Raw genomic sequence first — 15,169 nt, forward strand, 5'->3', positions numbered from 1 at the left:
TCGTCAAGTAGGACGACAGAATAAGGGTTGCGGCGAACGGCTTCGGTTAATTGTCCCCCTTCCTCATAGCCGACATAGCCTGGAGGGGCACCAACTAGACGAGATACACTATGCTTCTCCATATATTCACTCATATCAATTCGGATAAAATGTTCCTCAGAATCAAATAATTGAGCAGCAAGGGCTTTGGCAAGCTCTGTTTTACCAACACCTGTTGGACCTAAAAATAAAAAGCTTCCAATCGGGCGATGTGGATCTTTAATGCCTGCACGTGCACGCCACACAGCTTCTGTCACTAGTTGAACTGCTGTATCTTGCCCTACTACACGTTCATGCAATGTATCCTTTAAACGTAAAAGTTTTTCACGCTCACCCTCCACTAATTTTGTCACAGGGATGCCAGTCCAACGTGAAACAATTGAAGCAATTTCATCAGCCGTCACTTCTTCTCGTAAAATACGAGACTCTGCGCCATTTTCTAATTGTTTTTCTAATGCCTGAATGTCTTTTTCAAGAGTTGGAATTTTGCCATGACGTAATTCAGCAGCTTTATTTAAATCATATTTACTTTCCGCTTCATCTAAATCTCGACGGTATTTATCTAATGTTTCTCGTTTTTTCTGAATGTCATGCAGCATTTCCTTCTCAGCTTCCCATTGTTTTCGCATTCCTTCAGAGGATTCTTTTAACTTTGTTAATTCCTCAGTCAATTGCTCAAGGCGTTTTTTACTTGCTTCGTCCTTTTCCTTACGTAATGCCTGTTCCTCAATTTCTAGCTGCATGATACGACGGGTCACAGCATCTAATTCCTGTGGCATGGAATCGATTTCCGTACGAATCATTGCACACGCCTCATCAATCAAATCGATCGCCTTATCTGGTAAAAATCGCTCTGTAATATACCGATTAGATAGTTCTGCTGCCGCAACAATGGCTCTGTCATGAATACGTACAGCATGATGTAACTCAAAACGTTCTTTTAAGCCACGTAAAATAGACACTGTATCTTCAATAGAAGGCTCACGCACAAGTACTTGCTGGAATCGACGTTCTAATGCAGGATCCTTTTCAATATACATACGATATTCGTCTAATGTCGTAGCCCCTATACAGTGTAATTCACCACGCGCCAGCATAGGCTTTAACATATTTCCTGCATCCATAGCGCCGTCTGTTTTACCGGCACCAACAATGGTATGGATTTCATCAATAAATAAAATAATTTGCCCTTCCGAATCTTTTACCTCTTTTAAGACACCTTTTAAGCGTTCTTCAAATTGACCACGGTAACTTGCACCCGCGATTAAAGCACTCATATCTAGCTCATATAGGACACATTCTTTCAAGCCCTCTGGCACATCGCCTTTCACTATACGCTGTGCTAAACCCTCGACTATAGCTGTTTTACCAACACCGGGCTCACCAATTAATACAGGATTATTTTTCGTTTTGCGTGTTAAAATACGAATGACATTTCTAATTTCCTCATCACGTCCAATAACGGGATCCATTTTGCCATTTTTTACTTCTTCAATTAAATTTCGTCCAAATTGCTCTAATGGTTTTTTATTATCAGTTTGTTGAAATTGCATAGCTAGCACTCCTTTACCTTAATGTTTCGCATAATTTCTATACCCATTCTTGTTCTTTCGAAAAGTTTGACCTTTTTTGACTAACTTTATTTTACATCACTCGACAATTCTAAGCAAAGAAATAGCTCTAAAATTTATCACTTAAAAATGGAAATTTACGTTATAATAGTAGGTATGTTTCTATGTTTTAGTATCGAAAAATCCACTATCCTTTTGTAATAATCGACATTTATTACAAAAAGAAAGCGATGTGTTGGAGATATGGTTTTATTGGATAATATGTCTGAAAAAATTAAGGATCTTTTTCAAAAGCACGGTGTCTTTATCAAGGTGAATAAAGGGAATAAAATTTTTCTAGAGGGTGAACGGGCAAAAGAAATTTATTACATCAAATCAGGTGTAATTTCGATTAGCCAAGAAACGGAGACTGGCAAGGAGTTAACCATCCGTATTTGTGGTCCTGACAGTATAATTGGAGAGGGATCGTTGTTTTGTAATCTCGTCTATAATTCCATGACTGCAAAAGTTTTAGAACCTTCTACGCTGTATGTTTTAAGTCGCAAATCTTTGGAGCATTTATTAGAAGAACAGCCTACTGTCATGGTGGAATATATGAAGTGGTTACAAACAGAAAACTTGAAGCATCAAAGCCGTTTGCGTGATTTAGTGTTAAATGGTAAAAAAGGTGCTTTATTTTCAACGCTCATTCGACTTTCTAATACGTATGGTAAATCATTAGAAAATGGCTCTATTTATATTGATTTCCAGCTAACAAATACTGAAATAGCGAATTTGTGTGCGACCAGTCGTGAGATGATTAATCGGATGTTAAATGATCTAAAAAAACACGACATTGTCACTTTCGATAAAGGTTTTATTACAATTCATGATTTACAGTTTTTAAAAAATGAAATTGCTTGTGAAAATTGTCCATTACAAATATGCCGTATCGATTAAATTCGTTACATGCAAAATCCCTGCCTATTAAAATAAGCAGGGATTTTCTTCTGTTTCAGATTAACGTACGCCTAGTGCCATTTTTGCATAGCGAGACATTTTATCTTTTGACCAAGGTGGGTTCCATACAATGTTAACATTTGTACTTTTCACTTCTGGAAGCTCCCCTAATGCTGTGTTTACTTGGTCCACAATGACCGGTCCAAGTGGGCAACCCATAGATGTTAACGTCATTGTTACAGTCGCTACCCCTTCATCATCTAAATCTACATCATATACTAAACCTAAGTTGACAATATCAATTCCAAGCTCAGGGTCAATTACGTTTTCTAATGCACCTAACATGCTGTCTTTCATATCCTGATCCATTCGTATTTCTCCTTCCATCATAGTGTTAACCTTATCATAGCAGATGCATCATATTATGCCAAATGCTGTGCAAGCCAGTCAGTTGCTGCTAGCATACCGTCACGTGGTACAGCATGTCCAGCCTTTTTATTTACCATGAACTTTAAATGTTCAGGGTTTGCTTGATAGTATTCCCGTAATGTCTCATAAAATTTATACGTTTCGCGGAAAGGTACCGTTTTATCTAATTCTCCATGCCAAAAGAAGACAGGGCGACCTGCGAACTTTTCTGGTGTTAGACTGACATCGTATTTTGCTAGGTGCTCATTTATTTTTTCTACTTCTTCCTCTGACATCGGTAAATTCACACCATTTTTTGCGAATTGCTGTAACTGATACTCACCCAATTTAACAAAATTAGGCGCACCCATACATATTGCAGCTGTTTGTATCCAATCATACAGTTTAAGACAGCCTGATGTGACAATGCCGCCCATAGAAGTGCCTGCTATGCCAATATTATGATTAGCTAATAAATTTTTATTGTTTAACTCATCATATATTTGTTGCACTTCATGAATAGAATTTAAGACAATGTCCCAAAATTTTAAGTTCATTTGCATCTCTGATAGGCCTTCACTGCGATCACCATGGAATTTTGCATCTGGTAATAGGACACGCACCCCTTTATGCACCAATTGATATGCATAGTGTAAGTTATGTTCTTTTGCACTCATAAAGCCGTGTAAAAAAATCACTACCGGGGTTTCTTCATTCATATTGTCTGAATGTATATGTAATAAAGGAATATTTCCCCACACTTCTTTTTCTACAAACATTTTTGTCACTCCCAACTCTTGTCTCATCTTTATGTTAGCAAACTTTTTTCACTGTGACAAAATTTTGACGAATGAAAGACAAAGAGATACTATTCAAACTATAGGAAAGGGGCAACGAGCTATGAAACCGCATTTAATCGTATTAGACTTAGACGGTACTTTATTAACAGACCAACAACAAATTTCAGCAAAAACGAAAAAAACATTATTGCAGGCTAAGGAACAAGGTCATCAAGTCATGATTGCGACAGGACGTCCTTACCGAGCAAGTACAATTTATTATCAGGAACTAGGACTGACTACACCCATTGTCAATTTTAATGGAGCTTATGTGCATCACCCTAAAAATGCCTCTTGGCAACATATGCATACTCCGATTGATTTAAGTGTCGTACATGATGTCGTTGATTCCATCAAAGGTTACGAATACGAAAATATTATTGCTGAGGTAAAAGATGAGGTTTATGTTCACACAGAGGACGATCGTATCTTAAATATCTTTAATATGGGCAATCCCAAAATTACACTTGGGGATTTATATACACACCTCTTAGAAAATCCTACAAGTTTATTGATACAAGCCAACGAAGCGAATTCGGTTATTATACGTGACCATTTACAAGCGGTGCACGCAGAAGTTATTGAGCATCGTCGATGGGGTGCACCTCTTCATATTATTGAAATTGTGCGCCGCGGCTTAAATAAAGCGGTAGGTATTGCGCATGTAGCCAAAGATTTAGGTATCCCACGTGAGCGCATCATCGCATTTGGTGATGAAGACAATGATTTAGAAATGATTGAATATGCCGGACTTGGTGTAGCAATGGGGAATGGTATTCCAAGTCTTAAAAACATTGCCAATGAAATTACGTCAACAAATAATGAGGATGGAATCGCAAAAATACTCATCGAACGCTTGAAATTATCATAGTTAAGTAGTAAGTTCAAGTTAACATTCCATTTTTACCAGTTTAACTTTATTCAGTGGTACCCCTTTAAAGTTAGTGAGTATTAACTGAATAAAGTTAAACAGTAAGTTGAAATTAGGGGGACAAGAGAATGAAGATTTTTACGGATAGTGGATGTGATCTACCGAAGTCTTATTACGAAGAACATGATGTCGTGCTACTCCCTTTACGAGTGCAATTGAACAACAAAGAATATGAAGATGTGATTTCAATTGATTCCAAAGAAATATACGATGCTATACGCCAAGGGGCTCAGCCAAAAACATCTCAAGTGTCACCTGAGCTGTTTTTAAAGCACTTTGAGGAACTAGCTAAAAATGACGAAGAAGGTATTTACATCGCCTTCTCATCAGAATTATCGGGCACATATAGTACTGCTCAGATGATTCGCAATCAAGTATTAGAACAATATCCATCTTTAAAATTAGTCATTATCGACTCTAAATGTGCCTCATTAGGACATGGTCTTGTCGTAGAGGAAGCAGTTCGACTCCGAAATATGGGTGTATCCTTAGAAGATATGGCCAATAAAATTGGCTCCATCGCACCTCAAATGGAGCATTTGTTTACAGTAGAAGATTTAGATTATCTTGCCAAAGGTGGACGTGTATCCAAAGCAAGTGCATTTTTAGGTGGGCTGCTAAGCATTAAACCTATTTTAAATGTAGAAGATGGCAAGCTTGTGCCAATTGAAAAATCACGTGGTCGAAAAAAAGCACTTAATCGTATGTTAGATTTAATGCAAGAACGTGGTGGAACTTTTACAAATAAAATCATTGGTATTAGTCATAGTGATGATGCGGCATTTGCAAATGAAGTAAAGGCATCTATACAGGAGCGTTTTTCACCGCAAGCTGTTCAAATCACCATGATTGGCTCAGCAATCGGTTCACACGTTGGACCTGGTACGATCGCTATTTTCTTTACGAATAAAAGCTATCAAGGCTAAGCAATACCCTCGATATAATCGCTTCAACAAAAAATAGCATGTTAGGATAACTCCTAGCATGCTATTTTTATTGTTCTATTATTGTTGTACGTCTTGTTCTTGACGTCGAACTTTTCCTCGTTTAATGATGATGACAACAAAGCCAATAAAGATGACCCACACTAAGCCTAGTGCAATCATATACGGCATGTTTAAGCCTTCATCATTTCGAACTTGATAAATTTCTACCATTTCTCGGTCTAAAATAACAGGATAAACTTCTTTTTCGTTTATGCGAACTTTTTCCTCATGTAAAATACCGTTCAGCATTTTCCCTTCACCAAGTTGTTCAGGTGTTAAGTCCACACGTTGTGTTTTTCCTGTATTATTGACCATGATTACCCACTTTTCTTCGTCTGAAGAACGTGTAAAGACAAGTAGGCCGTTTTCATTTGTAATGACTTCAAAATCACCATTACGTAAAGTAGCTGATTTATTACGTAAAGATTGAACATTTTTAATATAATCAATCAATTCTTCGTCTGTTTTAAAGTTGTAAAGCTGGTGTGTATCTGGTTTTGTTTCCCCATTCATAGCAATTTCTGTACCATACTGTACAACAGGAATTCCAGGTAGCATAAATAAAGCACCCATTGCCATTTTTAAGCGTGTAGGTGGAAACATATTTTCATTAGCAGAGTCGAATGTAAAACGATGAGTTTCCAGCGAATCCACCATTATTTGTGTTGGTTTCTCGCCTGTAAAAGGCTCCATTAATTTAGATGAATCCATATCAACGTTTTTAAATATATTACGATAGATATCAGCTGTTGCTGGTGAAAACGTCGCATCAAAATTAGCATCACTTTCTTCATTAGCAATCACGTATAGAGATTCTTTTGTTTCTTTTAATGCCGCGATCATCGAATTAACAAACTCTGTATCGGCCTCTGCAATATTAGTTAAACGAATACCTCCGACATCATATGTAGAAACAAAATCAGTTGCTGACTGAATAAGTGCCTCTTGCACAGCTTTGTTCGATAAATCCCACTGTACTTGTCCATTATTTGTTGAAGCAATCCAGTCTGCTTTTGATGTATCCTTTACCCATTCATGATTTGGACTTACATTGTTGAGTGGGAAATCCACCATAATGGACATATTTTTAGCTTTATAGGCCTCTACAACACTTTGAAATTCTTCTGTAGTTCCAAAGTGACGTTCGATTGTCGTGTAGCTTGTTAGCATTGAGCCATCATATTTCTCTGTTGAAAAAATAGGTCCAATGGAAACAATTGTATAGCCCATCTCACCGATAAATTTTAATTTATCTTGCAGACCTGTAAAATCGCCTCCTGCAAATTTAGAAGGATCTTGCGTGTTTGTATCAAAATCGTTTGTACCTGAGCCATTAAAGAAACGGTCAACGAGTAAATCATAGATGCTCTCTTCTGCAATTGATGTTGACGCAGCTTCGTCCGCATGTGCTACTGGTGTAGTACTGACGAAGGAAGTTGCTAATAAAAGTGATGCAGCCGTCGCACTTATCCACTTCTTAAATTTCACTGTAATTCCCTCTCTTTCAAACCAATCCATCGTCATTTTACCAAATAACACTGTCACGTCGCTATCTTTTCAAAAGATTTTACGAAAATGCGAAATGAATTACGGCAAAAAGGTGTCAGTTCCCTCCTATTTGCTTTTTTGACAAAATAAAAGCCGTGAAGCAAACACTTCACGACTTTTACATCATTATGCTAAGAAATTTTGACCCATCGGTAGTTTAAATCCTAAGAACAGTGTAATTAATAAAAATACTGCAAATAAAATCCAAAACATACCTGTTGGTTTATTTTTCTTTTGGCGTACCAATACCATTTCCATCATACCGATAACAAGAATACCACCTAAGAATTTAAAGCCGTAAAGCATGCCTTGTCCATAGTCCATTGCTTCAATAAATAATGCTCCACCTGTGATGATAATTAATACATAAAACAGACGTAATGTCATATGTAATCCTTTAGATTGCTTGCCCATTAGCGCCGCAATTAAAAAAATGACAATACCTACTACCCACGTAGTAATATGCAAATGCGTTTGGCTAGTTAAAAAACTCATGTTTGTCCCACCTCATTCTTTTTCTATCAAACTCTATCCTACCATGCGATGGAAAGGGTTTCAAATATTACAATAGTGTTCACATAATTTACATCAATTGAACGTAAATCCAATGCTGAAGAAGCTAAAAAATCCGCGAGTAGTAACTCTCGCGGATGACAATCAATATTATTCAAAATGGTTGACTAAAGTACCGATGCCTTGAATAGAAACTTTGACTGTATCTCCAGCCTTTAAGTATTGCGGCGGGTTCATGCCTTTACCAACTCCTGCTGGCGTACCTGTTAAAATAACATCTCCCGGCTCTAAAGTAACATGCTGAGATAGGATAGATACTAAAGTTTCTACAGAGAACATCATATCCTTCGTAGAACCGTTTTGGCGTACTTCATCATTGACCTTTGTTACAACTGTTAAATCTTGTGGGTTAGGAATTTCATCCTTTGTCACTAGGTATGGTCCAAGAGGGCAAGTACCATCTAAGCTTTTACCTAAGAAGAATTGTTTATGTTTATCTTGTAAATCACGAGCTGTTAGATCATTAGCAATTGTATAGCCAAATACATAATCATATGCTAGGTTTTTAGGAATATTTTTACCACGTTTTCCAATAACGACAGCTAGCTCGCCTTCATAGTCCATTTTTGAAGAAAGATCCGCATGAATGGAAATCGTTTGTCCATCCGCAGCAATAGCAGTTGGAGATTTTGTAAAGACCATTAAATCTGTTGGTGCTGCATCGGCACCCATTTCTTTGGCATGTTCATCATAGTTTTTACCAATACACATAATATTTTTGGGTGTACGTGGAATTGGTGAAAGCCACTCGATCTCTGTAAATTCACGTTTAAAGCTATCAGCACGATCTGATTTTTCTGCTGCTTCTACTAATTTACGAATCTGTTCAACAAAATCAAAGCCTAAAGCTATGCCATCCACGATTGAACTTGAAAAAGAAGGGAGAACTTGAAGTTCATTTTGAATAGCGAGTACATCCCATACCGCTTCTTCTTTTTTTACTTTTGGTCCAAAGCTAACATGTCCACCTAATTTGAATGATAAAATTTTCATGATTTTAAGAGCTCCTTCTTTTTTCTACATAATACAACAATATGATAGAAATTGCCTTACTTTTGCGACAATAATTTTATAAGTTACTAGATCTTCATAGAATATGCATTTCAAGAGGAAAATATTATCGTGCTTCCACTTTTTTCTTATAAGTTATTTTACGCCATAATGCCTCTAACGGTCCTTGTCTCCATTTAGATAGCCAAATTTCTGCAATGATCATTTGCACTACAATGATTCCAATGGCAATTAATACCCCTGTCTCAACACTTACTTTACCGTACCAGCCAAAGCCAAATTGATAGAATAGACAAGTTCCAATAATGGATTGCATAATATACATCGTTAATGTCATTCGGCCTAATTTTGCAAATGGACTGAGCAGTTTTTGTGCAATTGGCAATAAACAAAGCAATACAATGATGCCAATATAGCCTACTGATAAGACTGGACCGCCTATGTATGTCTTTAAATAATCTAATAAATATGTTCTCGTAAACATAATAGGTAAACTTTTAATAACAACACCAATGACTAATCCAGCTATCGCCAATGTCAGCCAGAGCCACTTTAATTCTTTAGCTCGTTCCACTAAACGCCATTTAGAAGCCGCTGCACCAATTAGCATATAAGGTAAAATAGTGAATAAAGCTGCAAACCACATCCCTATCCCTGCCTGTGTAGAGAGATCTGTTAAGCGTTGCATAAAGGCATCGACCCAGTTTCCTGTACCATAAGCAGTAATTGCCTTCTCTACCGAAACAATATCTAAATAGTCATCAACCTTCGTATTAAAATTAATAATGCCTACTAAAAATAACATGAAAACCTGCATTAAACCGTTAATGATTACAGCACTGACTAATAACCACAAGGGACTTAAACGTAGTAAAAGCAGTAAAAATATGCCACAAAATGCATACATCATGAGTATATCGCCCCACCAAATCAGCACGGCATGAATAAAACCGAAGACAAACAATACAGAAAGTCTACGAAGTCCTAGCGTATAAAAATTTTGTTCACGGCTTTGAGCCTTTTGCCACTGTATGGCAAGGCCATAACCAAATAGCATTGCAAATAGTGGGTAAAAGCTTCCTTGTACATAAATTTCAATGTTTTGCTGCCAAACAATATCGGATGGCGTTGTAAACCATGATGCCAAATCAATATGTGGCATTGGCAAATAAAATGTATACATATTTACGAGTAAAATGCCCACTAAACTAATCCCTCGTAAAATATCTAATGTTGCGATTCGTTCTTGCAACATTGTTGGTTTTAGCTCCACAAAATAGCCTCCTCTTGAATAGCAGTTATGGTTGGAGCAGAGCAAGCTAAAATTTTCTTTGCTCTGCTTTGACCATAACTAATTCTTTAAGCATGAATGGTCTGTTCATTATCGAATAAATATAACACTTTATCGCTTACTTTAATGTGTAGAATGGATTCAATTGCCTCACTATAAACACGAAGCTGAACCGCATAACGCCCTAGTATTTCCTTTGACAAAGCCGGCTCCTGTGCAAAATGCGGCAGAATACGATCTGTTTTATAATCTAGCAATACCCAATTACCATACTCATCCTCAAATAAACAGTCGATAATCCCCTGCACAATTTGTGCATCGCCATCATCATCTACTCGACTAATGGTAAAGGGCATTTCCCTACGTATCTGCTTTGCTTTTTTGAAGCGTTGTCCGATTTCTGAAGTAAAGAAATGATAAATTTTCGCTAGTGGAATCACTTTTCCTTCTGCCTCTGTTAAAAGCTGTCTTGCTACTAAATCTTTTACAAACACCTTTACTTCGTTCATATCATGAAAGCCAAACTGTGGGACATGCTGCATCACTGTGTGTACAGCTGTTCCAACTTCAGCACCCGTTAGCTGTTGCTCCTGTAAAAAAGCTGGTCGAGGCGCAATAGTAGAGCCTGTTTGCTTGGCTGGAGTCGCAAAGTAATATTCCGGTTCCTCCTGGCGCTGTAGATTTTCTAAACGCTTAATTTCACTTACCGATGTTTTGGAGCGTTTTCTTGTGGATTTTTGATAGGCATACTGTGCTTGGAAACGTTCCGTTATTTCTGCCAACAATGCCTCATCCTCAGGCATCTCAAGTGCCTGTTGTACCTCATCAGCCAATGCTTGTATTTCATACGAATAATGGCTCGTATTGATAGCTTGTACCGACCAACGAGAAGGGTCATCCATTTCTTTATACGAAGTAGTTGCAACAGCCGCAAAATCTGCATGCCTTGCTACCGCTGGGCCTATCCAGTCCAAATAACTATTAGCTCTGGCACGTAAATATTCCTGAAGCGGTGCATCTGTCGGTAAATTTTGCGCATCCTGCCAGTAATCAAGCGTTTTCTCCCAACTCTTTACAGAGCCCACTAAAATCAGTCGCTCCTTTGCACGCGTCATAGCTACATATAAAACTCGCATTTCCTCTGCACGCATTTCCAGCTCCTTTTTTTCCTTCAATGCTAAAAACGGTAACGATGTATACGTGATACGATTTTCCGGGTCAATGGCCTTTACCGCAAGGCCAAAGTCTTGGTCGAATAAATAAGGTTGATGGAAATCCATTTTGTTAAACGGACGTCCCATACCTGCGACAAAGACTACAGGATATTCCAATCCTTTTGAAGAGTGAATCGTCACAAGGCGTACCACATCATCCTTTTCACCAATGGATTTGGCAGTGCCTAAATCATCCCCACGCGTTCGCATCCGATCAATAAAGCGTAAAAAGCGGAATAATCCACGAAACGCAGTCTGCTCATACATTAGTGCACGATCATGTAAGATACGTAGATTGGCCTGACGCTGCTTACCATTTGGCATTGCCCCAACCATTTCATAATAGTGTGTATCTAAATAAATCTTCCAAATTAAATCTGACAATGATCCACGACGTGCTAAATCTCGCCAATTTTCAAAGGCTAGCATAAAGCGTTGCAGCTTCTCAAACGTAGTGGTTTGCACTCCATGTCCTTCACTACGAATAAATTGGCGTAAAGCGTCATAGAAAGGTACCTTTTGATCGGCTAACCGTATTTTCGCCAGCTCATTTTCCGTTAAACCAACAAATGGTGCACGTAGTACAGAAGCTAATGGAATATCCTGATAGGGATTATCAACAACCTTCAAGACATTTAACATTATCATCACTTCAAGAGCATCAAAATACCCTTTAGAGGATTCTGCATATAATGGAATCCCTGCTAACTTAAATTCCTCCACTAAATCTGTTGACCATGTCATAGAGCGCATTAGAATTACAATATCACGATATTGTAGGGGCCGTTCTGTCTTTGTTTTCGTATCATAAACAGTTGTGCCATCCTCCATCATCTGTCGAATACGATCAATAATAAAGCGCGCCTCATATTGTGATTTTTTCAATTCCTCTAGCTCTGTGGCTTCATTGCTCATTTCCTCTAGCTCTTCTGTTGTTTCCTCTTCCTGTGGCGGATGCATCACGACAAGTTCTACGGGCATTTCTTTCTCATCATAAGGAGCAGCTGGCTTTAATGATGCATTGTCATCATAAAGAATCTCACCCACACGCTCGCCCATTATTTGTGCAAATATATAGTTCGTAGCAGTCAACACTTCTTTACGACTTCGAAAGTTAGCATTTAAATCAATTCGCATTCCTGTCATTTCAGGCGTCTCTAAAAAATCACTATATTTTCGCATGAAGAGTTTTGGTTCAGCTAAACGGAAGCGATAAATACTTTGTTTCACGTCACCAACCATAAATAAGTTGCCATTCTGCTCCTCACCTGTTTTGACAAGCTGTAAAATCGTTTCCTGTAGCATATTTGTATCTTGATATTCATCCACAAGAACTTCTTTAAAACGTTTTTTCATATCTAGCGCAACTGGAGATGGCTGAAGCTCGCCTTCTACTTCGACCGTTAAAATTTGCAAGGCATAATGCTCTAAATCTGAAAAATCAATGATACCCCGTTCTAACTTGGCTTGTCGGAATTGGTCACTAAACGCAGCAGTTAGCTCCACTAATGTGGTAATTGTTGGTGCCATTAATCTTATTTCCTCAAGCAAGCGTGCAGGTGTACGAACAAAATATGTTTCTTTCATTTTATTCATTATTTTTTTGGCTGCTTCACGTTTTTTCTTGGCAAGCTCTTGTAAATCTACATCTACTAAAGCATCCTTAGATACTCGTTTCAATGTGGACCATTTGACCGTTGCAAAATAATCAAACAGCTCCTGCCATGTCCCTTCTTGACTAATACGTATCCCCTCTTGAATCATAGCAAAATCAATTTCTGCCGTTTCAGCATAGGGGGCAGGTCCATCTGGCTGTAAGGTTATCGCTCGCATTTCTGAAATTAAAACAAAAGCTGCTTCCAAGCTATGTCGAACGGTTAATTTGACATAATGAGATAACTCTAAATCATCAATGGTCACATCATCCGCTAAATCATAGGCTTTCGGTAGACTTAACAACCACTTTAAAGGCTCAGCATGTACACGAGAAGTATCATATAGTTTACTAATCAACGTTTCGATGGCTTGGTCATCACGATCCGACGTAAAGCTATCGACAAGACGATAGATTGCCTGCACTTGAGCTTCGTCCTCTGAATCGTAAGCATCCTCTAAAACATCCGCTAAAATATCATCTCTTAATAAAGCAATTTCCGCTTCATTGGCGATACGGAAGCCTGGATCAATATCAAGCAAGTAGGCGTATTGCTTCACAATGGCTAAACAGAAGGAATGCAGTGTGGAGATTTGCGCTTTATTGACCAGACTGAGCTGCCGTCTTAAATGATTGGATGTCGGGTTTTCTGCTATAGCCTTTTCTAATGCCTCTGACATACGATGGCGCATTTCAGCAGCTGAAGCATTCGTAAAGGTCACTACCAATAGTTCATCTACATTGATGGGATTTTCAGTAGCAATGACCTTTTCAATCATACGATTAATTAGTACGGCCGTTTTCCCAGAACCTGCTGCAGCAGATACAAGCGTATCTTGACCACTTGCATAAATCGCCTTCCACTGATCATCTGTCCATGTGACATCTGCCGGCTTTGCTGGAATTGTTTGTACCATGCTATTCTACCTCCTTCCGAATTTTATCAACAATGTCATTCGGTTTCGCTTGCATCAATTGACGATAGCTTTGTTTACCATCAGACGGATCAAATTGACAAACTGCAGCAAATTGACAATAATCACATGCTGTTTTTGCCTTTAATTTATAGGGGCTGATAGCTGTATCACCAGACAAAATACCATTGCCTGCCTCCTGATGTTTACGACGAACGAAATGCTGTAGCTTTTTCATATCATTTACTGGGACAATACGTGATTGTGATTCAGATGGTGTCCCATCTTTTTTCATATAAACAGGAATGATTTTAGAGTGGCCGCTACTTTCTTCTAGTTGCTCGTCCATCGATAAAATGGCCTCAGCATTTTCTGAAAGTAGGCCCTTCATTTTGTATTGCTTTAAACGATCTTCTTCTATTTCACTATCCGTTAAATCCTTATCTAGTTTTAGCATTGGATTATGCACATGCACATACAGTACCCCTGCTGGCTCTGTTTGACCTGGTAACCAATAAGAGCTATTTTCCATCGCCACATCTAAATAAGTAAGGACCTGTAAAGATAATCCATAATAAACCTCGTTTAAATCTAAATCACGGGCTGAAGATTTATAATCAACAATCCGCAAATAAGAGCGATCATCTATCGTTGCACTATCCACTCTATCGATACGTCCTCGCATAAACATTTTCTTCCCACCAGTCAAATCAATTTCAAGTGGTGGTAGCTGTTCATGTTGCCCTGGGCCAAACGATGCCTCAATGGCAATAGGTTTAAAATGAGATACATTAGCATGCTGTGTCAATGCCGTCATCGTGCGTTCAACAATACGAATAAGCTTCCGCTGAATATAGCGATAGCGGGCACTAGATAATAAGATTTGATGTGAAAAAACAGGTACAATTTGCTCGACTGCTTGCCGTGCTAATTGTTTAATTTGCTGCTTCGTCAAACGTATCCATGAAAGCTGTTGTCTATGTGTTTCCTCTGTAATCCACTTTAACGCCTCATGGAATAAATCACCCATTGCAAAAGTTTCCAAGCGATACTCTGCACGCTCTTCTAAACGTAGACCATACGTAGTGAAATGAGAAAATGGACATCTAAAATATTTCTCTATTCGTGACACACTTGATGTAAGCTTTTGTCCGTATAACTCCTGTGTGATATAGGTTTCAAGTGGCTCAGCCTCATTTTTATGTGTAATCGGATAGCGTACACGCTCAAAAATAAGTGTCCAATAAGGAT

The 15,169-nt window shown here is 38.3% G+C and carries 12 protein-coding genes; 3 read left to right on the forward strand and 9 right to left on the reverse strand.

Translation table 11 applies throughout. The features are described 5' to 3' along the window. Window positions 1-1,592: ATP-dependent Clp protease ATP-binding subunit (locus tag RT445_RS01075; protein WP_313469409.1), on the reverse strand; the 1,592-nt coding region annotated here is incomplete at its 3' end. Window positions 1,593-1,862: 270 nt separating this feature from the next. On the opposite strand from RT445_RS01075, the gene RT445_RS01080 reads away from it, so the two are divergent. Beyond that, entirely contained in the window at window positions 1,863-2,549 is a 687-nt protein-coding gene (locus RT445_RS01080; RefSeq protein WP_312504847.1) for a Crp/Fnr family transcriptional regulator, read from the forward strand. Between the two features lie 60 nt (window positions 2,550-2,609). Here the strand turns inward: RT445_RS01080 and RT445_RS01085 are convergent, their stop codons facing one another. Continuing rightward, the gene (locus tag RT445_RS01085) at window positions 2,610-2,918 is read right to left on the reverse strand and encodes a metal-sulfur cluster assembly factor (RefSeq protein WP_103117491.1); all 309 of its coding nucleotides are present in this window, start codon (window positions 2,916-2,918) and stop codon (window positions 2,610-2,612) included. A 53-nt stretch (window positions 2,919-2,971) separates the two neighbouring features. Beyond that, the gene (locus RT445_RS01090; protein ID WP_312504849.1) at window positions 2,972-3,736 is read right to left on the reverse strand and encodes a prolyl oligopeptidase family serine peptidase; all 765 of its coding nucleotides are present in this window, start codon (window positions 3,734-3,736) and stop codon (window positions 2,972-2,974) included. 121 nt (window positions 3,737-3,857) lie between these two features. Between RT445_RS01090 and RT445_RS01095 the strand changes: the two genes are divergently transcribed. Next, on the forward strand, window positions 3,858-4,667 hold the full coding sequence (locus RT445_RS01095; protein ID WP_274795684.1) for a Cof-type HAD-IIB family hydrolase: 810 nt from the start codon (window positions 3,858-3,860) through the stop codon (window positions 4,665-4,667). Between the two features lie 128 nt (window positions 4,668-4,795). Continuing rightward, window positions 4,796-5,653, forward strand: coding sequence for a DegV family protein (locus tag RT445_RS01100; protein ID WP_274795683.1), 858 nt, complete (start codon window positions 4,796-4,798; stop codon window positions 5,651-5,653). Between the two features lie 78 nt (window positions 5,654-5,731). Here RT445_RS01100 and RT445_RS01105 read toward each other — a convergent pair whose 3' ends face one another. The 6 genes from RT445_RS01105 to RT445_RS01130 form a co-directional block, all read right to left on the reverse strand. Continuing rightward, the gene (locus RT445_RS01105) at window positions 5,732-7,258 is read right to left on the reverse strand and encodes an alpha-amylase family glycosyl hydrolase (RefSeq protein WP_312504850.1); all 1,527 of its coding nucleotides are present in this window, start codon (window positions 7,256-7,258) and stop codon (window positions 5,732-5,734) included. Window positions 7,259-7,387: 129 nt separating this feature from the next. After that, complete coding sequence (locus RT445_RS01110) at window positions 7,388-7,756, reverse strand: YisL family protein (protein ID WP_274795681.1); 369 nt, start codon at window positions 7,754-7,756, stop codon at window positions 7,388-7,390. 168 nt (window positions 7,757-7,924) lie between these two features. After that, entirely contained in the window at window positions 7,925-8,827 is a 903-nt protein-coding gene (locus tag RT445_RS01115; RefSeq protein WP_274795680.1) for a fumarylacetoacetate hydrolase family protein, read from the reverse strand. A 124-nt stretch (window positions 8,828-8,951) separates the two neighbouring features. Next, a complete protein-coding gene (locus RT445_RS01120) occupies window positions 8,952-10,118 on the reverse strand; it encodes a DUF418 domain-containing protein (RefSeq protein WP_274795678.1) in 1,167 nt (388 codons plus the stop codon). Between the two features lie 86 nt (window positions 10,119-10,204). Next, window positions 10,205-13,921 (reverse strand): helicase-exonuclease AddAB subunit AddA, encoded by a 3,717-nt coding sequence (gene addA / locus RT445_RS01125; protein ID WP_312504852.1) that lies wholly within the window; start codon window positions 13,919-13,921, stop codon window positions 10,205-10,207. A gap of 1 nt (window position 13,922) precedes the next feature. Continuing rightward, on the reverse strand, window positions 13,923-15,169 hold a 1,247-nt coding region (locus tag RT445_RS01130), incomplete at its 5' end, for a PD-(D/E)XK nuclease family protein (protein ID WP_313469413.1).

The sequence above is a fragment of the Lysinibacillus sp. genome, assembly GCF_032093475.1.
GTDB lineage: Bacteria > Bacillota > Bacilli > Bacillales_A > Planococcaceae > Lysinibacillus > Lysinibacillus irui.

Coding starts and splice junctions, on each gene's coding strand:
- RT445_RS01115 (WP_274795680.1), bottom strand. CDS start 8,827: ATGAAAATTTTATCATTCAAATTAGGTGGACATGTTAGCTTTGGACCA.
- RT445_RS01085 (WP_103117491.1), bottom strand. CDS start 2,918: ATGGATCAGGATATGAAAGACAGCATGTTAGGTGCATTAGAAAACGTA.
- RT445_RS01110 (WP_274795681.1), bottom strand. CDS start 7,756: ATGAGTTTTTTAACTAGCCAAACGCATTTGCATATTACTACGTGGGTA.
- RT445_RS01100 (WP_274795683.1), top strand. CDS start 4,796: ATGAAGATTTTTACGGATAGTGGATGTGATCTACCGAAGTCTTATTAC.
- addA (WP_312504852.1), bottom strand. CDS start 13,921: ATGGTACAAACAATTCCAGCAAAGCCGGCAGATGTCACATGGACAGAT.
- RT445_RS01090 (WP_312504849.1), bottom strand. CDS start 3,736: ATGTTTGTAGAAAAAGAAGTGTGGGGAAATATTCCTTTATTACATATA.
- RT445_RS01095 (WP_274795684.1), top strand. CDS start 3,858: ATGAAACCGCATTTAATCGTATTAGACTTAGACGGTACTTTATTAACA.